The 23467-nt window shown below is 58.0% G+C and carries 21 protein-coding genes; 15 read left to right on the forward strand and 6 right to left on the reverse strand.

The features are described from left to right. Window positions 1-6 precede the first annotated feature (6 nt). From F0319_RS07205 to flhE, 12 genes are all read left to right on the forward strand, one after another. On the forward strand, window positions 7-762 hold the full coding sequence (locus tag F0319_RS07205) for a fimbrial biogenesis chaperone (RefSeq protein ID WP_149366572.1): 756 nt from the start codon (window positions 7-9) through the stop codon (window positions 760-762). After that, a complete protein-coding gene (locus F0319_RS07210) occupies window positions 738-3122 on the forward strand; it encodes a fimbria/pilus outer membrane usher protein (protein ID WP_149366573.1) in 2385 nt (794 codons plus the stop codon). The genes F0319_RS07205 and F0319_RS07210 overlap by 25 nt, the downstream gene beginning before the upstream one ends. Continuing rightward, complete coding sequence (locus F0319_RS07215) at window positions 3119-4081, forward strand: Csu type fimbrial protein (RefSeq protein WP_149366574.1); 963 nt, start codon at window positions 3119-3121, stop codon at window positions 4079-4081. Before F0319_RS07210 ends, F0319_RS07215 begins: the two co-directional genes overlap by 4 nt. Window positions 4082-4165: 84 nt before the next feature. After that, window positions 4166-5833, forward strand: a complete 1668-nt coding sequence (gene tar, locus F0319_RS07220) for a methyl-accepting chemotaxis protein II (RefSeq protein ID WP_111964830.1) — start codon at window positions 4166-4168, stop codon at window positions 5831-5833. 44 nt (window positions 5834-5877) lie between these two features. Further along, window positions 5878-7479 (forward strand): methyl-accepting chemotaxis protein IV, encoded by a 1602-nt coding sequence (tap, locus tag F0319_RS07225; protein WP_149366575.1) that lies wholly within the window; start codon window positions 5878-5880, stop codon window positions 7477-7479. A 19-nt stretch (window positions 7480-7498) separates the two neighbouring features. Next, a complete protein-coding gene (gene cheR, locus F0319_RS07230; protein ID WP_111964829.1) occupies window positions 7499-8365 on the forward strand; it encodes a protein-glutamate O-methyltransferase CheR in 867 nt (288 codons plus the stop codon). Next, window positions 8362-9411 carry a protein-glutamate methylesterase/protein-glutamine glutaminase gene (locus F0319_RS07235; RefSeq protein WP_149366576.1) on the forward strand — a complete coding sequence of 350 codons (1050 nt, stop codon included), beginning with the start codon at window positions 8362-8364 and terminating at the stop codon, window positions 9409-9411. The genes cheR and F0319_RS07235 overlap by 4 nt, the downstream gene beginning before the upstream one ends. Window positions 9412-9428: 17 nt before the next feature. After that, window positions 9429-9818 carry a chemotaxis response regulator CheY gene (gene cheY, locus F0319_RS07240; protein WP_008500431.1) on the forward strand — a complete coding sequence of 130 codons (390 nt, stop codon included), beginning with the start codon at window positions 9429-9431 and terminating at the stop codon, window positions 9816-9818. A gap of 10 nt (window positions 9819-9828) precedes the next feature. Continuing rightward, window positions 9829-10473 (forward strand): protein phosphatase CheZ, encoded by a 645-nt coding sequence (gene cheZ / locus F0319_RS07245; protein WP_111964828.1) that lies wholly within the window; start codon window positions 9829-9831, stop codon window positions 10471-10473. A gap of 147 nt (window positions 10474-10620) precedes the next feature. After that, window positions 10621-11769, forward strand: a complete 1149-nt coding sequence (gene flhB, locus F0319_RS07250) for a flagellar biosynthesis protein FlhB (RefSeq protein WP_048992249.1) — start codon at window positions 10621-10623, stop codon at window positions 11767-11769. After that, entirely contained in the window at window positions 11762-13840 is a 2079-nt protein-coding gene (flhA, locus tag F0319_RS07255; protein ID WP_111964827.1) for a flagellar biosynthesis protein FlhA, read from the forward strand. Before flhB ends, flhA begins: the two co-directional genes overlap by 8 nt. Continuing rightward, a complete protein-coding gene (gene flhE, locus F0319_RS07260) occupies window positions 13840-14232 on the forward strand; it encodes a flagellar protein FlhE (protein WP_111964826.1) in 393 nt (130 codons plus the stop codon). The genes flhA and flhE overlap by 1 nt, the downstream gene beginning before the upstream one ends. A gap of 56 nt (window positions 14233-14288) precedes the next feature. Here the strand turns inward: flhE and argS are convergent, their stop codons facing one another. Continuing rightward, window positions 14289-16022 carry an arginine--tRNA ligase gene (gene argS / locus F0319_RS07265; protein ID WP_111964825.1) on the reverse strand — a complete coding sequence of 578 codons (1734 nt, stop codon included), beginning with the start codon at window positions 16020-16022 and terminating at the stop codon, window positions 14289-14291. A 239-nt stretch (window positions 16023-16261) separates the two neighbouring features. On the opposite strand from argS, the gene F0319_RS07270 reads away from it, so the two are divergent. After that, on the forward strand, window positions 16262-16822 hold the full coding sequence (locus F0319_RS07270) for a VOC family protein (RefSeq protein ID WP_111964824.1): 561 nt from the start codon (window positions 16262-16264) through the stop codon (window positions 16820-16822). 78 nt (window positions 16823-16900) lie between these two features. Continuing rightward, a complete protein-coding gene (cutC, locus tag F0319_RS07275; RefSeq protein WP_111964823.1) occupies window positions 16901-17644 on the forward strand; it encodes a copper homeostasis protein CutC in 744 nt (247 codons plus the stop codon). Window positions 17645-17849: 205 nt separating this feature from the next. Here the strand turns inward: cutC and cmoB are convergent, their stop codons facing one another. Genes cmoB through F0319_RS07300 form a run of 5 tightly spaced genes read right to left on the reverse strand, consistent with a single transcriptional unit; the run spans window position 17850 to window position 21430 of the window. Then, a complete protein-coding gene (cmoB, locus tag F0319_RS07280) occupies window positions 17850-18821 on the reverse strand; it encodes a tRNA 5-methoxyuridine(34)/uridine 5-oxyacetic acid(34) synthase CmoB (RefSeq protein WP_111964822.1) in 972 nt (323 codons plus the stop codon). Next, entirely contained in the window at window positions 18818-19561 is a 744-nt protein-coding gene (cmoA, locus tag F0319_RS07285) for a carboxy-S-adenosyl-L-methionine synthase CmoA (protein WP_111964821.1), read from the reverse strand. Before cmoA ends, cmoB begins: the two co-directional genes overlap by 4 nt. A 40-nt stretch (window positions 19562-19601) precedes the next feature. After that, window positions 19602-19997 carry an MAPEG family protein gene (locus F0319_RS07290; protein ID WP_021240443.1) on the reverse strand — a complete coding sequence of 132 codons (396 nt, stop codon included), beginning with the start codon at window positions 19995-19997 and terminating at the stop codon, window positions 19602-19604. Window positions 19998-20048: 51 nt separating this feature from the next. Further along, window positions 20049-20867: a DUF72 domain-containing protein gene (locus tag F0319_RS07295; protein ID WP_127731456.1), complete on the reverse strand. Its 819-nt coding sequence runs from the start codon at window positions 20865-20867 to the stop codon at window positions 20049-20051. After that, a complete protein-coding gene (locus F0319_RS07300) occupies window positions 20864-21430 on the reverse strand; it encodes a hydrolase (protein WP_121932053.1) in 567 nt (188 codons plus the stop codon). The genes F0319_RS07295 and F0319_RS07300 overlap by 4 nt, the downstream gene beginning before the upstream one ends. Window positions 21431-21693: 263 nt before the next feature. Between F0319_RS07300 and aspS the strand changes: the two genes are divergently transcribed. After that, the gene (aspS, locus tag F0319_RS07305; RefSeq protein ID WP_149366577.1) at window positions 21694-23466 is read left to right on the forward strand and encodes an aspartate--tRNA ligase; all 1773 of its coding nucleotides are present in this window, start codon (window positions 21694-21696) and stop codon (window positions 23464-23466) included. Window position 23467 lies beyond the last annotated feature (1 nt).

Here is a 23467-nt window from a genome sequence, read left to right on the forward strand (position 1 = left end):
GTGTTGATGAAGCCATTTTTCAGACCCGTTTGTCTGGCGGGCGCGTTGGGAATGGCGGTTGCCGGCCAGGCGCAGGCGGCAGCCACCATTCTGCTCTGGCCTATCGACCCGTGGCTTGCTGCGGACGCCAACGCCACTGAACTGTGGATCCAGAACCAGGGAAACAGCGCCACGACGATGCAGGTCCGCATCGTGCGCTGGAAGCAGGAGGACGGACACGAGCGATATACCTCGCAGCAGGACGTGGTCGCCAGCCCGCCCATCGTCACGATTGGCACAGGCAGCAAGCAGCTTATTCGCCTTATCAAACAGGCTGCGGTTCCCGCGGGCGTCGAACAGGCTTACCGCATTATCGTGGATGAAATCCCCCAGCCTGATGCAAAAGCCGAACCTGCCATCGGCCTCAAATTGCAGATGCGTTACTCCATCCCTCTGTTCGTGTATGGACAGGGGATCCGAACCATGAAAGAGGGCGCGCATCACGCGCTGGCGGAAACCCAAAACCTGAGCTGGCGTGTGACGCGCGCGGAGGGGCAGCCTGTGCTGGAGGTCAGAAATCGGGGGGATGTCCATGTCAGGCTGAGCCAGGTGACGCTGGAGCAGGGAGGGCAGAAACGCACGGTAGCGGAAGGACTACTGGGTTACGTCCTCCCGGGCAGCAGCCGCAGCTGGCCCATACCCGCTGGCGTTCGTCAGCCAGAGCGGATGAGCGCACAGATTAATGCCAGGGACGCACAATGGCAGTCGACGCCCGTCAACTGAAGCCGGCGATGATGATACTGCTTTGCGTCAGTTCCGCGACCCTGGCCGAGCCCGGCGACGACAGTTTGCCGCCACCTCCCCAGGCGCAGACGATAAATGATGAAGCGGTTTTCCAGCTTGCCCTCGTGCTGAACCACTACGATACCGGTCTGGTCGTGCCCGTGACGCAGCGTAAAGGCGCTTTCTTTATCTCAAGCGCCGATTTGCTGCGCGCGGGGCTGCCCCCGGCGCATGTTCCCACCGGAGAGGTGAATCTCTCCTCGCTTGCTCAGGTTCGGGTCGAGTATGACAGCGCCGCGCAGCGCCTGCTGCTGACCGTGCCCCGTGACTGGGTGACGGCCCGCGTGACGTCTTTTAGTGGGCAAACGGCGCAGGCCAAACCGCACTTTGGCCGCGGGGCGCTGCTGAATTACGATCTCTACACTAACCACACGGAACATATCGGCGGTCAGGCGTCGCTCTGGCATGAGTTCCGCTACTTCAACGAGAACGGCTCGTTTTCCTCCACCGGTTACGCGCGGGAAAATTTCATCGGTAATGACGGCCAGCAGGAAGGGTATGTCCGCTATGATACGACCCTGCTGTTCACTCACGAAGATGACGCGATGAGCTGGAGCGTCGGGGACGTGATCAGCGATGCCCTGAGCTGGAGCTCCAGCGTGCGGATGGGGGGCGTAAGCGTAGGGCGGGATTTCTCCCTGCGACCTGACCTGGTGACATGGCCGCTGCCCGAGTTCGCAGGGGAAGCCGCGGTACCCACCTCGGTCGATCTTTTTATCAACGGCTATCGCTCCGGTTCGACCCAGCTTCAGCCCGGCCCCTTCACCCTGACTAATTTACCCTATATCAACGGCGCCGGGGATGCGGTTCTGGTCACAACGGATGCGCTGGGACGCCAGGTCAGCACCACGCTCCCGTTTTACGTCACCAGTGACTTACTTAAACAAGGGCTGAGCGACGGCGCCGTGACGCTCGGCAGCCTGCGGCGTAATTACGGTATCAAGAATTTTGACTACGGCTCGGCGGCAGGCACCGGATCGTATCGCTACGGGGTGACGGACTGGCTAACGCTGGAAGGGCATGCAGAAGGGGCGCAGGAGCTGGCGCTGGGTGGTGCGGGAACGGTAATAAAACTCGGCCAGTTTGGCGTGGTAAATACCTCTTACTCGCAGAGCCGCATGCGCGGGGATGCGGGCGGGCAAATCAACTGGGGTTACCAGTACAGTACCAGCGAATTTAGCGTCGCCACTCAACACACGCGTCGCGACCGCGGCTTTGGCAATCTGGCCCTCTACGACCAGCCGACGGTGTATGACGAAAACGATAAGCCCATCGCCAGCTTTAGCCGTAATACGGATCAGTATTCTCTGACCTTCAATCTGGGACGGTATGGAAATATCGGCGCGGCCTGGATTGGGGTGGAGAGTTTTGACAGTCAAAAAACCGAACTGCTCAATCTCTCCTGGAGCCGCAACCTGTGGGGGGCGAGCAGCATTTACCTGGCCGGCAGCCGGGACCAGCAGCGGGGAGACTGGACGGTCGCGCTGTCGCTGCAGGTGCCGCTGGGGGCACGCGACAGCGCTGCCGTCACCGTTGAAAATACCCCGGATGCCGGCAGTACCCAGCGCATTAACTACAACCACTCTATGCCTTCTGACGGCGGTTTCAGCTGGAACATGGCCTGGGCCAACCAGTCAAGATCCAGCGATTATCAACAGGCTACGCTGGGCTGGCGCAATAACAACATAGAGCTGCAGGGCGGCGGCTATGGCGAAAGGGACACCATGACATGGTGGGGCGAGGCAATGGGCGCAATTGTGCTGATGGACGGCGAGCTGTTTGCGGCGAATAAGATCAACGATGCATTTGTGGTTATCAGTACCGACGGCCATCCGGACGTGCCCGTCAGCTATGAGAACCAGCCCGTCGGTAAAACCAATAATAACGGCTACCTGCTGATCAGCGGGGTGTCGGCGTATTATCCGGCAAGCTACCGGATTGATACCCTGAATCTGCCGGCGGATACCCGTTTGAAAGAGACCGAACGGCGGATCGCGATCCGCCGTCACAGCGGCTATCTGGTCGATTTCCCGATGGAGCAGGAGCGGGTGGCAAGCGTCATTCTGCATGATGCGCGCGGCCAGGCGCTGCCGGTGGGAAGCCAGGTCCGACGCGTCTCGCGCAGCAATGCGGTGGTGGGGTATGACGGCATCGCATGGCTGGAAAATCTCAGCGATGTGAACCCGCTCGAGGTGATTGCACCTGACGGTAAACGCTGCAAGGCCACTCTGACCGTGGGGGCCAATCCGGAGCACAAGCTAAAAACCTACGGGCCGCTGATTTGTCGGGAGGAGCCATGACGCGCCTGCTGCTGTTGATCCTGCTGCTTTTTTCCGGCGGCGGCTGGGCGGCGTGTACCGTCAGTACGGTTAATGCGTCGTTTGGCAGCGTCACTTCGTTCGCGCTCAGCGGAACCGGGGAAGTTCAAACCACCGGCACGCTGGTGGTGGCCTGTGATGCCGTATTGAATCTGCTGACCAGCGACTCGGTAACGCTGACCTACACCGCGGCATCGGTTTCGGGCAACAGTCGGGCCACCATGAAACGCACGGATAATGCGGCCATCACGGACGTGATCCCCACCCGGCTGTGCGGGCTATCGGGGTGCGCGAGCAGCAGCGAGATACAGATAAGTAAATCGTATACCTGGAGCGGGAATACCTTGCTGGGGTTACTGGGGTCAAAGCAGTACAACATTCCACTTTATTTCCGCACCGTCGCCGGGCAAAACGTGACTGCCGGGCCATATCAGGTGCAGTTAACCTTCAGCGTTAACTACAGCGTCTGCTCCGTGGGCGCGCTCGGCCTTTGCTCAATCAATCAGACGGGTACCGCGACAACCACCATCCTGTTAGATATGACCGTCACCAACGACTGCAGCGCCATGACCACGCCGGACGTCAACTTCAACAGCGCGCCGCTGGTGCAAAGTTTCCCTACCGTCTCGCAGGCGATTGCCGTCACCTGTACCAAAGGCAGTACGTATACCATCGGCATTAATAACGGTGCCAACGCGCTGAACAACGTGCGGCGCATGGTGAGCGGCAGTAACGCCATGAGCTACGACATCTATAAGGAAGCCACCGGTAACCGCTGGGGCGGCAGCGGCAGCGAGCGCTGGTCCAGCGCGACGTCGTCGCAGGTAAGTGCCGACGGTTTACTGCGCACCTACAACTACACCGCGAAAGTCCTGACCAGTCAGGCCATGCCTCCTGCCGGAACCTACACCGACACGCTTATTGTCGACGTGGCGTTTTAACCCCGCGCTTTTCCCTTTCGCAAATGTAAAGTTCCTGTGGGCTGTGCCGATAACACCGTTAATAAATCTATGAGAAGGTGTTGTATGTTGAACCGTATCCGCGTTGTCACAATGCTCATGATGGTGCTGGTCATTTTCGCACTTCTTCAGCTCATCTCCGGCGGGCTTTTTTTCTCGTCATTAAAACAGAACCAGGACAGTTTCGCGGCCTCGAACGATCTCCGCCTGCAGCAGAGTGAACTCACGTCGACGTGGGATCTAATGCTGCAAACGCGTATCAACCTGAGCCGCTCGTCCGCGCGCATGATGATGGACCCTAACAATCAGCAGAGCAGCGCGAAAACCGATCTGTTGAAAAATGCCCGTGCCACCCTCGCTGACGCCGCGAAACATTACGACGCCTTCAAAAAGATCGCCCCGCAGCCTGCTATGGAGCAGGTGAGCCAGAATATCGATGAAAAATACAATGCCTACCATACCGGTCTGACAGAGCTCATTCAGTTCCTGGAGAGCGGAAATATGGACGCCTATTTCGCGCAGCCGACGCAGGGGATGCAAAACGCACTCGGCGCGGCGCTGGGGGAATACGCGAAGGCCAGTGGCGATCTCTATCACTCGGCCTTTACGGCAAGTCAGAATGACTACCGCTTTGCGAAATGGCAGATGGCCGTAATGGCGCTGGCGCTGGTCATCGTGCTGGTCGCGGTCTGGTACGGCATTCGCCATATCCTGCTGAATCCTCTTGGGCGCGTCATTGCCCACATTCGTGAAATTGCCGGAGGCGATCTGACTAAAACGCTGACCGTTTCCGGGCGCAATGAGATCACCGAGCTGGCAAACAGCGTTGACCATATGCAGCGTTCGTTAATCGAAACCGTCGCCAACGTGCGTAACGGGTCGGAGGCTATCTATACCGGCACCAGCGAAATTGCGATGGGGAATAACGATCTCTCATCCCGTACCGAACAGCAGGCTTCCGCCCTGGAAGAGACGGCCGCCAGCATGGAGCAGCTCACCGCGACCGTGAAGCAGAACGCCGATAACGCTCGCCAGGCGTCTCAGCTGGCAGAAAGCGCCTCCGAGACGGCGCAGCGCGGCGGACGCGTGGTGGATGGCGTGGTTAAAACCATGCACGAAATCGCCGACAGCTCGAAGAAAATCGCCGACATCATCAGCGTCATCGACGGCATTGCTTTCCAGACCAACATTCTGGCGCTGAACGCCGCCGTGGAAGCGGCGCGAGCGGGCGAACAGGGACGCGGTTTTGCCGTGGTGGCCGGGGAAGTGCGCAACCTGGCAAGCCGCAGCGCCAACGCGGCAAAAGAGATCAAGTCGCTGATTGAAGACTCTGTCTCCCGCGTGGATACCGGCTCCGTGCTGGTGGAAAGCGCCGGGGAGACCATGAATGACATCGTGAATGCCGTTACCCGCGTGACGGACATCATGGGGGAAATCGCCTCTGCGTCTGATGAGCAGAGTCGTGGTATCGACCAGGTTGCCCTGGCGGTATCGGAAATGGATCGCGTGACACAGCAAAACGCCGCGCTGGTGCAGGAGTCCGCTGCGGCGGCCGCTGCCCTGGAAGACCAGGCGAGCCGTCTGAAGATGGCCGTCTCGGCGTTTCGTCTCGCTTCACTCGCTGGAAACACGGTCACTCCGCAGGCGACGTACCGCGCGCCAGCCGCTGAACCGGCTGCACTCCGTACGCGTACCGCGACGACCGGACAAGATGAAAACTGGGAAACATTTTGACTGACAATTAAACCGCGGCTGCTTGCCGCTTGATGGGAGCGTGGATGTTAAATCGTATTCGTATCTCGACCACACTGTTTTTGATTCTGATCCTTTGCGGTGTGTTGCAGGTTGGCAGTAACGGGTTGTCTTTTTGGGCGTTTCGCGATGGCTATCAGAATTTGCAGGAAGTTGAGGCGAGTAATCAGCAGCGCTCCGCACTGGCACAAACGCGTGCCGTGCTGTTGCAGGCAAGCACTGCGCTGAACAAGGCGGGAACCTTAACCGCGCTGAGCTATCCACCGGATGACATTAAAGCGCTGATGGCAACCGCGCGCGACAGCCTGAAACAGGCTGACGCACAGTTTAAAGCCTTTACGGCGCAGGCCGCCGACAGCGAGAAAGAGAAAGCGCTGAAGGCCGCCATGAAGACGAACTTTGAGCAGTGGTACAGCGATCTGGACCACCAGGCGACGTGGCTTGAGAACAACCAGCTGTCGGACTTTATGACCGCACCGGTCCAGGCGTCTCAGGCAGCGTTTGACGGCAGCTTCAACGCCTGGCAGCAGGATATTAACCAGTCTGTACAGCGTGCCGGTGACCAGAGCCGTCAAAGCTATCACATGTCGGGCGTCATCTTCGGCGTGATGGTGATTCTGGCAGGGTTGCTGACCGGTGGGGCGCTGCTCTGGTCGCGCAGAATGATTGTGCAGCCGCTGGCGATCGTCAGCAGCCATTTCGACAGTATTGCAAAAGGCGACCTGGCGCGTCCGGTGGCGGTGTTCGGCAAAAACGAAATTTCGGCGATTTTTGCCAGCCTGAAGGCGATGCAGGGATCGCTGCGGGAAACGGTGAGCGACGTGCGGCAGGGCAGCTATGCCATGCACACCGGGATCTCAGAGATTGCTGCGGGTAACAACGATCTCTCATCCCGCACAGAGCAGCAGGCGGCCTCGCTGGCGCAGACGGCGGCCAGCATGGAGCAGCTGACGGCGACGGTAAGCCAGAACGCCGATAACGCGCGTCAGGCGTCTGACCTGTCAAAACAGGCGGCGATGACGGCGAAGAAAGGCGGTGACCAGGCGTCCCATGTCGCCAGCACCATGCAGGAGATTGCCACCAGCTCGCAGAAAATTGGTGACATCATCAGCGTGATTGACGGTATCGCGTTCCAGACCAACATTCTGGCGCTGAATGCCGCTGTGGAAGCGGCGCGAGCCGGGGAGCAGGGGCGCGGGTTTGCGGTGGTGGCGGGGGAAGTACGTAACCTGGCGAGCCGCAGCGCCAACGCGGCGAAAGAAATCAAGGTCCTGATCGAAGAGTCGGTCTCGCGCGTTCAGCAGGGCTCAACGCTTGTGGATACGGCGGCGAAAACCATGCACGAGATCGTCACCTCCGTGACGCGGGTTAACGACATTATGGGCGAAATTGCCTCGGCGTCGGATGAACAGCGTCGCGGCATTGAGCAGGTTGCCCAGGCGGTCAGCCAGATGGATCAGGTGACGCAACAGAACGCCTCGTTAGTTGAGGAAGCGGCAGCGGCAACCGATCAGCTGGCCAGCCAGGCGGATCGTCTTACCGGACTGGTCGCGGTATTTAATGTGAAAGAGCACGTTGAAGCAGTAACAGAAGTCGGGCGGTCGCAGGCCGTGCCAGTTGTATCCTGAATGTAATTAAGAAGGCGCTATGACATCACCAATGCCCCCTGGGCAAACGTCATTATTGTTGCAGATGACACAGCGCCTCGCGCTGTCCGACGCGCATTTTCGTCGGATATGTCAGTTAATCTACCAGCGTGCGGGGATCGTGCTTGCGGATCATAAGCGGGACATGGTCTACAACCGTCTGGTGCGGCGCTTGCGTACGCTGGGACTGGATGATTTTGGCCGCTATCTGAGCATGCTCGAGGCGAACCAGAACAGCGCCGAGTGGCAGGCTTTTATTAACTCGTTAACCACCAACCTGACGGCGTTTTTCCGTGAAGCTCACCACTTCCCGGTTCTGGCCGAGCATGCGCGCCGTCGCACCGGGGAGTATCGCGTCTGGAGTGCGGCCGCCTCGACGGGTGAAGAGCCGTACTCGCTGGCGATCACCCTTGCCGATACGCTGGGAATGACGCCGGGACGCTGGAAGGTCTACGCCAGCGATATCGATACTGAAGTGCTGGAGAAGGCGCGTAACGGCGTTTATCGCCAGGATGAACTGAAAACGCTGTCGCCGCAGCAGCTGCAGCGTTATTTCATGCGCGGGACGGGCCCGCATGAAGGCCTGGTGCGCGTACGCCAGGAGCTGGCGAACTGCGTCGAATTCGCGCCCGTTAACCTGCTGGATAAGCAGTACAACGTGCCGGGGCCGTTCGACGCCATTTTTTGCCGTAACGTCATGATCTATTTTGATAAAACGACGCAACAGGACATTCTGCGTCGGTTTGTTCCGTTGCTCAAGCCTGACGGTTTACTGTTTGCCGGGCACTCGGAAAACTTCAGCAACCTCGTGCGTGAGTTTAGCCTGCGTGGGCAAACGGTATATGCGCTGAGTAAGGAAAAAGCATGAGTAAAATCAGGGTGTTGTCAGTCGATGATTCAGCGCTGATGCGTCAGATCATGACTGAAATTATCAATAGCCACAGCGACATGGTTATGGTGGCAACCGCGCCCGATCCGCTGGTAGCGCGGGATTTAATTAAAAAATATAACCCCGATGTGCTAACGCTGGATGTCGAGATGCCGCGCATGGATGGCATCGATTTCCTCGAAAAATTAATGCGGCTGCGGCCTATGCCGGTGGTGATGGTCTCCTCCCTGACCGGGAAAGGATCTGAAATCACCCTGCGCGCGCTGGAGCTGGGGGCGGTGGATTTTGTCACCAAGCCGCAGCTTGGCATTCGCGAAGGGATGCTGGCCTACAGCGAGATGATCGCCGAGAAGATCCGCACCGCTTCGCGTGCGAAGCTTGCCGCACACACGCCGATGGCCGCGCCGGCGACCCTGAAGGCCGGTCCATTACTCAGCTCGGAAAAACTGCTGGTCATTGGAGCGTCAACCGGAGGAACAGAGGCAATTCGTCATGTACTCCAGCCATTGCCGCTTTCAAGTCCGGGTATTCTGATCACTCAGCATATGCCGCCAGGCTTTACCCGTTCGTTCGCCGAACGTCTGAACAAGCTGTGCCAGATCAGCGTGAAAGAGGCGGAAGACGGCGAGCGCGTGCTCCCGGGGCATGCCTATATCGCGCCGGGCGACAAGCATATGGAGCTAGCGCGCAGCGGCGCTAACTATCAAATCAAAATTCATGACGGACCGCCGGTCAACCGGCACCGTCCGTCGGTGGATGTGCTGTTTCATTCGGTGGCGAAACATGCGGGGCGCAACGCCGTAGGGGTGATCCTGACGGGGATGGGCAACGACGGTGCCGCCGGAATGCTTGCAATGCACCAGGCTGGCGCCTGGACGATTGCGCAGAATGAAGCAAGTTGTGTGGTGTTCGGCATGCCGCGCGAGGCCATCAATATGGGTGGCGTGAGCGAAGTGGTCGATCTTAGCCAGGTAAGCCAGCAGATGCTGGCGAAAATCAGTGCCGGACAGGCAATACGTATTTGACTCAGGAGTATTATTTTATGGCGGATAAAGAGCTTAAGTTTTTGGTTGTGGATGACTTTTCCACCATGCGTCGCATCGTACGCAACCTGCTGAAAGAGCTGGGCTTCAACAACGTTGAAGAAGCAGAAGATGGCGTTGATGCGCTGAACAAACTGCAGGCTGGCGGGTTTGGTTTTGTTATCTCCGACTGGAACATGCCAAACATGGACGGTCTGGAACTGCTGAAAACTATTCGTGCCGATGCGGGAATGGCCTCTATGCCGGTTCTGATGGTCACTGCAGAAGCGAAAAAAGAGAACATCATTGCCGCTGCACAGGCGGGCGCAAGCGGCTATGTGGTGAAGCCATTCACCGCGGCAACCCTGGAAGAGAAGCTCGGTAAGATCTTCGAGAAACTCGGCATGTGAGGTGATGGAAATGTTGCAACCTGCTATGAAACCCGTTGAAGAACACTCGCCGAGCGATATCATCGTCCGCATCGGCAGCCTGACGCGCATGCTGCGTGACAGCCTGCGCGAGCTGGGTCTGGATCAGGCGATTGCCGAAGCGGCGGAAGCTATTCCTGATGCCCGCGATCGTCTGGACTATGTCGTGCAGATGACCGCTCAGGCTGCGGAACGTGCGCTGAACAGCGTTGAAGCATCACAGCCGCACCAGGATGCGATGGAAAAGGGGGCGAAAGCCCTGAGCAAACGCTGGGACGAGTGGTTTGAAAACCCTATCGAGCTGGCTGATGCCCGCGAGCTGGTAACGGATACTCGTCAGTATCTTGGCGATGTGCCGGGCCACACCAGCTTCACCAACGCCCAGCTACTGGACATCATGATGGCGCAGGATTTCCAGGACCTGACCGGTCAGGTCATCAAGCGCATGATGGATGTTATCCAGGAGATTGAGCGCCAGCTGCTGATGGTTCTGCTGGAGAACATTCCGGAACCGGCAGCCCGTCCAAAACGCGAGAACGAAAGCCTGCTCAATGGTCCACAGCTCGACGCCACCAAGGCAGGCGTTGTGGCAAGCCAGGATCAGGTAGACGACCTGCTGGACAGCCTCGGCTTCTGATAGTCCTTTCCGCCTCAGGAGGTTACGCCGCCTGAGGCGGTTTGCGACAAAATCACCGAAAAGAGCCCGAATAAACGGGCTTTTCCCGCCATTGGATTTCCGCTGCGCTGGCATGATACCCGTGACGTAATGGGCTGAGCATGCACTGTGGCAGAAGAGAACGACGACAAAACGGAAGCCCCCACACCCCACCGACTAGAAAAGGCGCGTGAGGAAGGGCAAATCCCCCGATCCCGAGAATTGACCTCCCTGCTGATCCTTATCGTAGGCGTGTGCATTATCTGGTGGGGCGGGGAGTCGCTCGCCCGCAAGCTGGCGGGAATGCTGTCAACCGGCTTGCGTTTTGACCACAGCATGGTCAACGATCCGAATCTGATCCTCAGCCAGATTATTCAACTGATTAAAGGGGCCATGGTCGCGCTGTTGCCCCTGATTACCGGGGTCGTGCTGGTCGCGCTGGTCTCGCCGGTGATGCTCGGCGGTCTGGTTTTTAGTGCCAAATCGCTGCAGCCGAAATTTTCCAAACTCAACCCGCTGCCGGGCATTGCGAAAATGTTCTCTGCTCAGACCGGGGCCGAGCTGCTCAAAGCCATTCTCAAATCGGTGCTGATGGGCAGTTCCGCGGGGTTTTACCTCTGGTACCACTGGCCGGAAATGATGCGTCTTATCAGCGAATCGCCGCTCACCGCGATGAGCAACGCGCTGAATCTGGTCGGGCTTTGCGCACTGCTGGTGGTGCTCAGCATTATCCCGATGGTGGGTTTTGACGTGATCTTCCAGCTTTATACCCACTTCAAAAAGCTGCGCATGTCACGTCAGGACATCCGTGACGAATATAAGCAGATGGAAGGTGACCCGCACGTGAAGGGGCGTATCCGCCAGATGCAGCGTGCCGCCGCCCGTCGCCGCATGATGGAGGATGTGCCGAAGGCCGACGTCATCGTCACCAACCCGACGCACTATTCCGTTGCCCTGCGCTATGACGAAAACAAAATGAGCGCGCCGAAAGTGGTGGCAAAAGGGGCAGGGCTGATCGCGCTGCGCATCCGGGAAATTGGCACGGAACACCGCGTGCCGATCCTGGAAGCCCCTCCGCTGGCGCGTGCCCTGTACCGCCATGCGGATATTGGACAACAGATCCCGGGACAACTCTACGCCGCCGTGGCGGAAGTGCTGGCCTGGGTATGGCAGTTGAAGCGCTGGCGTCTGGCCGGCGGTCAACGGCCTGTGAAACCTGAGAACCTTCCGGTGCCTGCCGCGCTGGATTTTATGAACGAGAAGGACACTGATGGCTAATCTGGTGGCAATGTTGCGCCTGCCCGGCAACCTGAAATCGACCCAATGGCAGATTCTGGCCGGGCCGATTCTGATCCTGCTAATTCTGTCGATGATGGTACTGCCGCTTCCGGCGTTCATCCTCGATCTGCTTTTCACTTTCAATATTGCGCTCTCCATTATGGTGCTGCTGGTGGCGATGTTCACCCAGCGTACTCTGGAGTTCGCCGCGTTCCCGACCATTCTGCTGTTTACCACCCTGCTGCGACTGGCGCTGAACGTGGCGTCCACGCGTATCATCCTGATGGAAGGTCACACCGGGGCGGCAGCTGCAGGTAAAGTGGTGGAGGCGTTCGGCCACTTCCTGGTGGGTGGCAATTTCGCTATCGGTATCGTGGTGTTCGTCATCCTCGTGATCATCAACTTTATGGTCATCACCAAAGGTGCAGGGCGTATTGCGGAAGTGGGCGCGCGCTTTGTGCTCGACGGAATGCCGGGCAAGCAGATGGCGATCGACGCCGACCTGAATGCCGGTCTTATCGCCGAAGATGAAGCCAAAAAACGCCGTGCGGAGGTGACGCAGGAGGCGGACTTCTACGGCTCAATGGACGGTGCGAGTAAGTTTGTGCGCGGTGACGCCATCGCGGGCATTCTGATCATGGTGATTAACGTGGTCGGCGGCCTGCTGGTGGGCGTGCTGCAGCATGGGATGGACATGGGCCACGCGGCGGAAAGCTATACGCTGCTGACTATCGGTGACGGTCTGGTCGCGCAGATCCCGGCGCTGGTTATCTCCACTGCGGCGGGTGTGATTGTGACCCGCGTGAGCACCGATCAGGACGTTGGCGAGCAGATGGTGGGCCAGCTGTTCAGCAACCCGCGCGTGATGCTGCTGGCCGCTGCGGTTCTCGGGTTGCTCGGCCTGGTGCCGGGGATGCCAAACCTCGTCTTCCTGCTGTTTACGGCGGGGCTGCTGGGGCTTGCCTGGTGGATGCGTGGCCGTGAAACCAAACCGGCAGCGGAACCTGTTCAGGTCAAAATGCCGGAGAATACCCAGGCCGTCGAAGCGACCTGGAACGACGTTCAGCTGGAAGATTCCCTGGGAATGGAAGTCGGGTATCGCCTGATCCCGATGGTCGATTTCCAGCAGGACGGCGAGCTGCTCGGCCGTATCCGCAGTATCCGTAAAAAATTCGCGCAGGATATGGGCTTCCTGCCGCCGGTGGTACACATCCGCGACAATATGGACCTGCCGCCCGCGCGCTATCGCATCCTGATGAAAGGTGTCGAAATTGGCAGCGGTGATGCCTATCCGGGCCGCTGGCTGGCGATTAACCCCGGCACCGCCGCAGGCACGCTGCCGGGCGAGCAAACTATCGATCCGGCCTTTGGCCTGGCCGCTATCTGGATTGAAAGCGCCCTGAAAGAGCAGGCGCAGATCCAGGGGTATACGGTTGTTGAAGCCAGTACCGTGGTGGCGACCCATCTTAATCACCTGATTGGGCAATTCTCGGCGGAGCTGTTTGGCCGTCAGGAAGCGCAGCAGCTGCTGGACCGCGTCACGCAGGAGATGCCGAAGCTGACGGAAGATCTGGTCCCGGGCGTGCTGACCTTAACCACGCTGCACAAGGTGCTGCAAAACCTGCTCGACGAGAAGGTGCCGATCCGCGATATGCGCACCATTCTGGAAACCCTTGCCGAACACGCGCCGATACAAAGCGATCCGCACGAGCTGACGGCGGTGGTGCGCGTGGCGCTGGGACGCGCCATTACCCAGCAGTGGTTCCCGGGAACCGGGGAAGTGCAGGTGATCGGACTCGATACGCCGCTTGAGCGTCTGCTGCTGCAGGCTCTGCAGGGCGGAGGCGGTCTGGAGCCGGGCCTGGCGGACCGTCTGCTTGCGCAAACGCAGGAGGCGCTGGCGCGTCAGGAGATGCTCGGCGCGCCGCCGGTGCTGTTGGTGAACCACGCGCTGCGTCCGCTGCTGTCCCGCTTCCTGCGTCGTAGCCTGAACCAGCTGGTCGTGCTGTCGAATCTGGAGCTGTCGGATAACCGTCATATCCGCATGACCGCGACGATTGGAGGAAAATAATGCGTAAATGGCTTTGGATGTTGCTCTTCCCGCTGGCGGCGCAGGCTGCCGGGGGGGGCACCTGGCAGGCGAGCAGCATGGGGGTGACCCTCAGCAATCGCGGTGTTGCTATGTCGTCTAACCCGCTGGCGCCTTCAGAAGAGGTCTCCGGTCAGATGGGCCTTGTGGTCTGGAACTATCGGCTGATTGGCCCTACGCCAGCGGGCTTGCGGGTGCGCCTCTGCTCTCAGACGCGCTGTACCGAAATCGACGGCGAAAATGGGACAACGCAGGCGTTCAACGGCGTACCGGCTATTGAACCTTTGCGTTTCATCTGGGAAGTGCCGGGTGGGGGGCGTTTGATTCCGGCGCTGAAGGTGCAAAGCAATTCCGTCATCGTGAACTATCGCTGACGGTTGGATTACCAGGACTGCAAAAACAAAACCCGGCGATTGCCGGGTTTTTTGTATTACATGCGTTCTACGGTTTCGATACCCAGGGTATCCAGACCCAGCTTCAGGGTCTTCGCCGTCAGCTGCGCCAGCTTCAGGCGGCTGTTGCGAACCGATTCGTTTTCCGCAGACAGAATAGGGCAGTGCTCGTAGAAGCCGGAGAACAGACCCGCCAGGTCGTACAGGTAAGCACACATTACGTGCGGCGTGCCGTCACGCGCGACAACCGTCAGCGTCTCTTCGAACTGCAGCAGACGCGCCGCCAGCTGTGCTTCACGATCTTCGGTGATGGTCACGGCGGCATTCGCCAGCACGCTTTCGTCGATATTGGCTTTACGGAATACCGAGAGCACGCGGGTATAGGCGTACTGCATGTATGGCGCCGTGTTACCTTCAAACGCCAGCATGTTATCCCAGTCGAAGATATAGTCGGTGGTACGGTTTTTGGAGAGATCCGCGTATTTCACCGCACCGATACCCACGGCGTTGGCCAGTTTTTCCAGCTCGTCGGCCGGCATGTCCGGGTTCTTCTCGGCCACCAGACGACGGGCGCGTTCCAGCGCTTCGTCCAGCAGGTCGGACAGCTTCACCGTACCGCCCGCACGGGTTTTGAACGGCTTGCCGTCTTTACCCAGCATCATGCCGAACATGTGGTGTTCCAGCGGAACGCTGTCCGGCACGTAACCGGCTTTACGCACGATGGTCCACGCCTGCATCAGGTGCTGGTGCTGACGGGAGTCGATGTAGTACAGCACGCGGTCGGCATGCAGCGTTTCGTAACGGTATTTCGCGCAGGCAATGTCGGTCGTGGTGTAGAGATAACCGCCATCCTTTTTCTGAATGATCACGCCCATCGGTTCACCTTCCTTGTTTTTGTACTCATCAAGGAACACAACCGTTGCGCCTTCGCTCTCCACCGCCAGGTTTTTCGATTTCAGGTCAGCCACAATGCCGGGCAGCATTGGGTTGTACAGGCTTTCACCCATTACGTCATCGCGGGTCAGGGTGACGTTCAGACGGTTATAGGTCAGCTGGTTCTGGGACATGGTGATGTCAACCAGCTTGCGCCACATTTCGAGGAAGTATTGATCGCCGCCCTGCAGTTTAACCACGTAACTACGCGCACGTTCGGCAAAAGCTTCGTCTTCGTCGTAGTGTTTTTTGGCTTCGCGATAGAACCCTTCCAGGTCCGCCAGCGCCATTTCACCCGCGTTTTCCTGCTGCTGTTTTTCCAGGTAAGCGATCAGCATGCCAAACTGGGTGCCCCAGTCGCCCACGTGGTTGGCGCGGATCACCTTGTGACCGAGGAACTCGAGCGTGCGCACTGCGGCATCACCGATGATGGTGGAGCGCAGGTGGCCAACGTGCATCTCTTTCGCCACGTTCGGCGCAGAATAGTCGATCACGACGGTCTGCGCTTCCGGCTGGGACACTCCCAGACGATCGGATTTCAGCGCCGCGTCAACGTGGCTTGCCAGGAAAGCAGGCTCAAGGAAGATGTTGATAAAGCCCGGACCGGCGATTTCGGTTTTGCTGGCAATGCCGGAAAGATCCAGATGCGTCAGTACCTGCTCAGCGAGCTGTCGCGGCGGCATGCCCAGTTTTTTAGCCACTGCCATCACGCCATTAGCCTGATAGTCGCCAAACTGTACTTTTGCTGACTGACGAACCTGCGGTTCGCAATCCGCAGGGGCACCTGCGGCAATCAGTGCCTGACTGACTTTTTCGGAGAGAAGAGCCTGAATATTCACCTGGATACCTTACGTTTTTGATGCGGGCTTACAACCGCCCGCGCCAGTTAAAGAATTTAGGGCGGGAGTATACTGCAAATGCCTTCTGACGTCAGCAGTGCGGGGCCTGAAGATTGCTCAGAATCCAGGCAGTGAAGGTGTGCATAATCATGCAGTCGCAAAAAGCCGGTTTCTGAGGTTGGTCAAAACAGGGCAACAGAGTAAATTAGCGGCTTTGCGACATGAAAAGAGAATGACTTATGGCGAACTGGCAATCCATTGACGAACTGCATGATATTTCCGCAGATTTACCGCGCTTCACCCAGGCGTTCACAGAACTTGCCACCCGTCTGGGTCTGGATATTGCGCCGCTTGAGGCCGATCACATCTCTTTGCGCTGTCATCAGAATGCCACCGCCGAGCGCTGGCGTCGCGGGTTCGAACAGTGCGGCGAGTTACTGTCCGAGAATATCATTAATAGCCGCCCCATCTGCCTGTTCAAACTGCATGAGCCGGTGAACGTGGCGCACTGGCAGTTCAGCGTGGTTGAACTGCCGTGGCCAGGCGAGAAACGCTATCCGCACGAAGGCTGGGAACATATCGAGATTGTCCTGCCGGGTGAGCCGGAGACGTTAAACGCGCGCGCGCTGGCCCTGTTAGCGGACGAAGGCTTAAGCCAGCCGGGAATTTTTGTGAAGACCAGTTCTCCCAAAGGCGAGCGCGAGCGGTTACCTAACCCGACGCTGGCCGTTACTGACGGACAGGTTACGGTGAAGTTTCATCCGTGGACCATTGAGCAGATCGTTGCCAGTGAAGCATAAGAGATGTGAGTTCACGCCGGGACCGAAAACGAACGGCGTGTCATGATGTTTCGCTTAGTGGAATTTCAGGAGGATTAAATGGCGCTGCTGGAGATTTGTTGTTACAGCGTGGAGTGTGCCGTGACCGCGCAAAAGCACGGGGCTGACCGCATTGAACTGTGCGCGGCACCCAAGGAGGGCGGGTTGACGCCGTCTTACGGCGTGTTGAAGTCAGCCCGTCAGGCCGTCACTATTCCCGTTCACCCAATTATTCGTCCGCGCGGCGGTGATTTTTGTTACACGGCGGGCGAGTTCAGTGCCATGCTTGATGATATCGCCCTCGTTCGGGACCTGGGGTTTCCAGGGCTGGTGACCGGGCTGCTGGATGAAGACGGCAATATCGATATACCGCGTATGCGTCAGATTATGAGCGCCGCGCAGGGGATGGCCGTCACTTTTCATCGCGCATTTGATATGTGTAAAGATCCGCTTCAGGCCTTTGAAACGCTTGGAGAACTTGGCGTGGCGCGCATCCTGACATCGGGTCAGCAGGCGTCAGCTGAAAAAGGACTGCAATTAATTACGGAACTAAAAGCACATTCTGGTGTTCCAATAATAATGGCGGGTGCGGGAGTCCGCGCCAGCAATCTGGAACGGTTTTTAAACGCCGGGGTAGAAGAGCTGCACAGCTCCGCGGGGAAATGGATACCTTCGCCCATGCGTTATCGCAATACAGGATTGTCAATGTCGACGGATGCTGAAGCGGATGAGTATTCACGCTATGGCGTAGAGGGAGAGTCGGTTGCGGAAATGAAGTCGCTGATTGAGCGCCATCACGTGTAGCAACGTACCGATTTTTACCGCGCATCATGTCGCCCAATATGATGCTTGCTTGTACCAGGCCCCTGCCAATTACACAGGGGCCTTTTTTTCTCCTTCATATTTCAAGCCGCAGCTGCGTTGGCCGCCTTGCTGCAACTTGAACTATTTCGGAGAAAACGTGCTACGAGTAGGCCGGGTAAGGCGCAGCCGCCACCCGACTAAAAGACTACGGCTTAGTCGCAATCAACACCGCACGCATCGGGGCCGGATAGCCTTCGATGGTTTTGCTGTGATCGGTTGGGTCGAGGAATTGCTCCAGCGATTCGGTGATCATCCAGTCGGTGCGGCGCTGCTCTTCGATTGAGGTCACGCTGACATCGGCAATCCGCACATCCACAAACCCGCATTTCTCCAGCCAGTTCTTTAGCGCCAGCGCGGAAGGGATGAAGTAAACGTTGCGCATCTGCGCGTAACGATCGCCCGGCACCAGAACGGCGTGTTCATCGCCTTCAATCACCAGCGTTTCGAGCACCAGCTCGCCGCCGCTGACCAACTGATCTTTCAATTGCCACAGGTGTTCAAGCGGGGAGCGGCGGTGATAAAGCACGCCCATGGAGAACACGGTATCAAACGCTTTCAGAGCTGGCAGCTGCTCAATGCCCAGCGGCAGCAGGTGCGCGCGCTGGTCGTTACCCAGCAGCTTACGTACCGCTTCAAACTGGCACAGGAACAGCTGCATCGGGTCAATGCCTACCGCCAGATGCGCGCCCGCGCCAATCATGCGCCACATGTGGTAACCGCTGCCGCAGCCCACGTCCAGAATGGTGCGCCCGGTCAGGTCGGAAAGGTGGGGCAGAACGCGATCCCATTTCCAGTCCGAGCGCCATTCGGTATTGATGTTCACGCCGTAAAGTGAAAACGGCCCTTTGCGCCACGGCATCAGGTTACGCATCAGCGTTTCGATGCGGTTGATCTGCCCTGGCGGAAGCGGTTCTTCACTCTCTGCGGTGACGCTGTGCAGAAGATCCAGACGATGCGGGGTCAGTTCGGGCAGAAACTCCACAGCATTTGACCACTGCTTTAACAGGCCGTGCTGCTGGTCCCGCTGCCAGGCGGCAATCTGCGCGGGCAAGGTTTCCAGCCAGTGGGAGAGCTGGTTTTTGGCAATCAGCTGATAGAAGTTACTGAACTCGATCATGCCGGTTTCCCCGCTTTTAGCGCCACCAGCGAACCAAAGTTAAAGCACTGGAACCACAGTTCGCTGTGCTCAAAACCGGCTTTACTCAGACGCGCTTTGTGGGTTTCTACGGAGTCCGTCAGCATTACGTTTTCGAGCATGCTGCGCTTCTGGCTGATCTCCAGCTCGCTGTAGCCGTTCGCACGCTTGAAATCGTGGTGCATATTGAACAGCAGCTCGCCAACCTCGGCATCTTCGAAGCTGAATTTCTCCGAGAGCACCAGCGCGCCGCCAGGATTCAGCCCCTGATAAATTTTATCCAGCAGCAGCTGGCGGTCTTCCGGCACCAGGAACTGCAGGGTGAAATTCAGCACCACCATCGACGCGTTGTTGATCTCAATCTCGCGGATATCGCCTTCCACCACGTCCACCGGAACAGGGGCTTTGTAGGCGTCAATATGGCGGCGGCAGCGTTCCACCATGGCCGGAGAGTTATCGACGGCAATAATTCGGCAGCCTTCATGGTGAACGTTACGACGAACCGACAGCGTTGCCGCGCCGAGCGAGCAGCCCAGGTCATAGACCTGCGTGCCGGGTTGAACGAAGCGCTCAGCCAGCATGCCGATCATAGAGATAATATTGGAATAACCGGGAACAGAGCGCTGGATCATATCCGGGAAGACTTCGGCTACCCGTTCATCGAAGGTCCAGTCGCCCAGGCTGGCGATAGGCGCGGAAAAAAGCGTGTCGCGATCTGACATAACGTAAAAATCCGGGAAAAATAAAGTGGCGTATTGTGCGCTAATGGAGGGAGAAAACCAACTCCCACGGCATATACCACAGGTTAGCCAGCACCATCAGCAAAAGTGAACACCAGGTTGCACTCATGCCGGAACGACGCCAGCGAATTAAGCGATGGTGAAAGCCGTAATAGTGCATCAGGCGGCCAGCAATAAGCAGTAGGCCACAGATGTGCACCATCCAGGTTTCTGCGCCATTCATCTCCATAAACAGCAGCAGGATTAAGGCTGCAGGGATGTATTCGACCGCGTTGCCATGAATGCGGATAGCGCTTTGTAGCTCTGAAAACCCGCCGTCACCGTAAGAGACGCGGTAGAGCGTTCTGAGGCGCACAACATCAAATGAAAACTTAATCAGCAGTAATGCACCTAACACCGCATACAGCGCGCTGACCATACAAACTCCCTGTTTTTGGCAGATGGCACTTCACTATGATAGGGGGTGATATCAGAAAAGAGAAGATTGTTGTGGGATGGAAGGGGCGCTTCCCACGGACGGCACCGCAGCCTGCAAGGCCTGCCATAGAGCATCGACCAGTTCCGGGGCCTGGGCAATATCCGGCGTGTGCAAAAAAAGATACGGCGTGGTGGTGTGTTCCCACGCTGCCAGTTTTTCCAGCCAGACGGTGAACAGCGCCTGGTTTTGCTGCATGTTATCGCTGCCGATAAACCTGACCATTGGGTTCTGTGCGGTCACGATGGCGTGGACCGGCACTTTCGGTTTTTTACGCTGAGCTTCAACGATGGCTTCGCTATGTGGGATAGCGCTGTGCACCGGACGGCTATCAAGGATGACACGGTTAACGGAACGCTCAAGCAGGCCGCGATTGAGCGCTTTTTCCGCTTCGCCCTTTGCAAAAAACTCAGGATGCCTGACTTCAACGCCGTAGGTAAACTCCCGGGGCAGGGCGTCCAGAAACGTCCACAGCGCGGGCAGGTCGCGCGGGCCAAAGACGGCCGGAAGCTGCAGCCAGTACTGGCCGATGCGGTTTGCCAGAGGCGCCATCCGGGCAAAGAATTCGTCAGTCAACTCACCGCAGTTTCGCAGTGCGGCCTGGTGAGAAATGGTCGCCGGAAACTTAAAGCAGAAGCGGAAGTCATCGGTCGTTTGTTCCCGCCAGCGCGCAACAATCTCGGCTTTCGGGAGCGCATACAGGGTGGTGTTACCCTCGACGCAGTTGAAGTGCCGGGCATATTCCTCAAGGCTGGTGATGCCAAGGCGCACCCATTTCGGGTGCGACCACTGGGGTAAACCGACATACATCATAGCGCGCTGACAATCTCATCCGTGCTGCGCACGCGGCCGATGCGCGGGAAGATGTGGGTCATGCTGCCCTGATGCTGTTCCGCGGAGGCCGCGCTGCAGGCATCTTCGGCGATCACCAGGTTAAAGCCCAGCTCCCACGCGTTGCGGGCGGTCGACTCCACGCCGATATTAGTGGAAATACCGCACAGGATAATGGTGTCAATGCCGCGACGGCGGAGCTGCAGTTCAAGATCGGTGCCGTAGAATGCGCCCCACTGACGTTTGGTCACTTCAATATCGCTGTCGCGTTTACCCAGTGAGGCCGGGTATGTCCACCAGTTTTCCGGCAGGGCGCGTGCAGGAGCCTGGGCATCAACGGGCTGTTTTAACGCTTCGGCGTAATCCGCAGACCAGCCGACGCGCACCATGACAACAGGCGCACCGCTGGCACGACATGTTTCCGCCAGGCGAGCGGCGCGGCTGACCACATCATCCGCGGTATGCGGGCCGCCGGCGAAGGGCAGAATGCCTTCCTGTAAATCAATCACGACAAGCGCGGTTTTACTGGCATCAAGTGTTAACATCGTTACTCCCGTTAAATGAATCACTTCCGGACACCATACGACGTGATGGCCTGTTCCTGGGCGGATAATTTTGTTAATTTTTGTGAGAATGCGCAATAAGAGTGCAGCAAACGACCGCCAGGCCGTGGTTCGCTCTTATCGTCCGGCGGAATTTCCAGTATAATAGCCGCCTTTTTTCATCCAGTTGTGACATACAGAAAGCTGCGACATAGTAGCCTGCATACCAGGCGACATTTAGCCTGCGGCTAATTAAGGGATATCTCATGCGTACAGAATATTGCGGGCAGCTGCGTCAGTCCCACGTCGGACAGCAGGTAACCCTGTGTGGTTGGGTCAATCGTCGTCGTGATCTTGGTAGCCTTATCTTCATCGATATGCGCGACCGCGAAGGTATCGTTCAGGTGTTCTTCGATCCGGATCGCGCTGATGCGTTGAAGCTGGCCTCTGAGCTGCGTAATGAGTTCTGCATTCAGGTCACCGGCACCGTGCGTGCGCGTGACGAGAAAAACGTTAACGCCGACATGGCGACGGGTGCCATTGAAGTGCTGGCGTCCGATCTGACGATCATTAACCGTGCTGAAGCGCTGCCGCTGGACTCCAACCACGTCAACACTGAAGAAGCGCGTCTGAAATACCGCTACCTGGATCTGCGTCGCCCGGAAATGGCTCAGCGCCTGAAAACCCGTGCGAAAATCACCAGCCTGGTGCGTCGCTTTATGGATGACCACGGTTTCCTCGATATCGAAACCCCGATGCTGACCAAAGCCACGCCGGAAGGCGCGCGCGATTACCTGGTCCCATCCCGCGTTCATAAAGGCAAATTCTACGCGCTGCCGCAGTCTCCACAGCTGTTCAAACAGCTGCTGATGATGTCCGGCTTCGATCGCTACTATCAGATCGTGAAATGCTTCCGCGACGAAGACCTGCGTGCTGACCGCCAGCCTGAATTTACCCAGATCGATGTGGAAACCTCCTTCATGACCGCCGAGCAGGTGCGTGAAGTGATGGAAGCCCTGGTGCGTAGCCTGTGGAACGACGTTAAAGGCGTTGAGCTGGGCGATTTCCCGATCATGACCTTCGCTGAAGCCGAGCGTCGCTATGGCTCTGACAAACCAGACCTGCGTAACCCGATGGAGCTGGTGGACGTTGCAGACCTGGTGAAAGCCGTTGAGTTTGCCGTCTTCGCTGGCCCGGCTAACGATCCTAAAGGCCGTGTGGCGGCCCTGCGCGTACCGGGTGGTGCAGCACTGAGCCGTAAGCAGATCGACGATTACGGCAACTTCATCAAGATCTACGGCGCGAAAGGTCTGGCCTATATTAAAGTGACCGAGCGTGCGAAAGGCCTGGAAGGTATCACCAGCCCGGTCGCGAAATTCCTGAACGCTGAAATTGTGGAAGCGATCCTTGAGCGCACCGGCGCGCAGGACGGCGACATGATCTTCTTCGGCGCAGATAACAAGAAAGTTGTTGCGGATGCGATGGGCGCGCTGCGTCTGAAGCTCGGCAAAGACCTGAACCTGACCGACGAGAGCAAATGGGCGCCGCTGTGGGTTATCGACTTCCCAATGTTTGAAGACGACGGTGAAGGCGGCCTGACCGCGATGCACCACCCGTTCACCTCGCCAAAAGAGATGACGGCGGCAGAGCTGAAAGCGGCACCGGAAGAGGCCGTCGCCAACGCCTACGATATGGTCATTAACGGCTACGAAGTGGGCGGCGGTTCCGTGCGTATTCACAGCGGTGAAATGCAGCAGACCGTGTTCGGCATCCTGGGCATCAACGAGCAGGAGCAGCGCGAGAAATTCGGCTTCCTGCTGGACGCGCTGAAGTACGGTACGCCTCCGCACGCGGGTCTGGCCTTTGGTCTTGACCGTCTGACCATGCTGCTGACCGGCACCGATAACATCCGTGATGTTATCGCCTTCCCGAAAACCACTGCCGCAGCGTGTCTGATGACCGAAGCGCCAAGCTTTGCCAACCCGGCCGCACTGGCTGAGCTGGGCATTGAGGTGGTGAAGAAGGAAGAGAAAAACTGAT

The sequence above is a fragment of the Enterobacter vonholyi genome, from assembly GCF_008364555.1.
In the GTDB taxonomy this organism is placed as follows: domain Bacteria; phylum Pseudomonadota; class Gammaproteobacteria; order Enterobacterales; family Enterobacteriaceae; genus Enterobacter; species Enterobacter vonholyi.

Excerpts from the sequence above, each read along its gene's own strand:
- F0319_RS07290 (WP_021240443.1), bottom strand. The coding sequence starts at position 19,997 with ATGGTCAGCGCGCTGTATGCGGTGTTAGGTGCATTACTGCTGATTAAG.
- F0319_RS07300 (WP_121932053.1), bottom strand. The coding sequence starts at position 21,430 with ATGTTAACACTTGATGCCAGTAAAACCGCGCTTGTCGTGATTGATTTA.
- F0319_RS07210 (WP_149366573.1), top strand. The coding sequence starts at position 738 with ATGGCAGTCGACGCCCGTCAACTGAAGCCGGCGATGATGATACTGCTT.
- F0319_RS07270 (WP_111964824.1), top strand. The coding sequence starts at position 16,262 with ATGGCGAACTGGCAATCCATTGACGAACTGCATGATATTTCCGCAGAT.
- tar (WP_111964830.1), top strand. The coding sequence starts at position 4,166 with ATGTTGAACCGTATCCGCGTTGTCACAATGCTCATGATGGTGCTGGTC.
- F0319_RS07215 (WP_149366574.1), top strand. The coding sequence starts at position 3,119 with ATGACGCGCCTGCTGCTGTTGATCCTGCTGCTTTTTTCCGGCGGCGGC.
- F0319_RS07295 (WP_127731456.1), bottom strand. The coding sequence starts at position 20,867 with ATGATGTATGTCGGTTTACCCCAGTGGTCGCACCCGAAATGGGTGCGC.
- flhA (WP_111964827.1), top strand. The coding sequence starts at position 11,762 with ATGGCTAATCTGGTGGCAATGTTGCGCCTGCCCGGCAACCTGAAATCG.
- cmoA (WP_111964821.1), bottom strand. The coding sequence starts at position 19,561 with ATGTCAGATCGCGACACGCTTTTTTCCGCGCCTATCGCCAGCCTGGGC.
- cheY (WP_008500431.1), top strand. The coding sequence starts at position 9,429 with ATGGCGGATAAAGAGCTTAAGTTTTTGGTTGTGGATGACTTTTCCACC.
- cheZ (WP_111964828.1), top strand. The coding sequence starts at position 9,829 with ATGTTGCAACCTGCTATGAAACCCGTTGAAGAACACTCGCCGAGCGAT.
- cutC (WP_111964823.1), top strand. The coding sequence starts at position 16,901 with ATGGCGCTGCTGGAGATTTGTTGTTACAGCGTGGAGTGTGCCGTGACC.
- F0319_RS07235 (WP_149366576.1), top strand. The coding sequence starts at position 8,362 with ATGAGTAAAATCAGGGTGTTGTCAGTCGATGATTCAGCGCTGATGCGT.
- flhE (WP_111964826.1), top strand. The coding sequence starts at position 13,840 with ATGCGTAAATGGCTTTGGATGTTGCTCTTCCCGCTGGCGGCGCAGGCT.
- aspS (WP_149366577.1), top strand. The coding sequence starts at position 21,694 with ATGCGTACAGAATATTGCGGGCAGCTGCGTCAGTCCCACGTCGGACAG.
- cmoB (WP_111964822.1), bottom strand. The coding sequence starts at position 18,821 with ATGATCGAGTTCAGTAACTTCTATCAGCTGATTGCCAAAAACCAGCTC.
- tap (WP_149366575.1), top strand. The coding sequence starts at position 5,878 with ATGTTAAATCGTATTCGTATCTCGACCACACTGTTTTTGATTCTGATC.
- cheR (WP_111964829.1), top strand. The coding sequence starts at position 7,499 with ATGACATCACCAATGCCCCCTGGGCAAACGTCATTATTGTTGCAGATG.
- F0319_RS07205 (WP_149366572.1), top strand. The coding sequence starts at position 7 with ATGAAGCCATTTTTCAGACCCGTTTGTCTGGCGGGCGCGTTGGGAATG.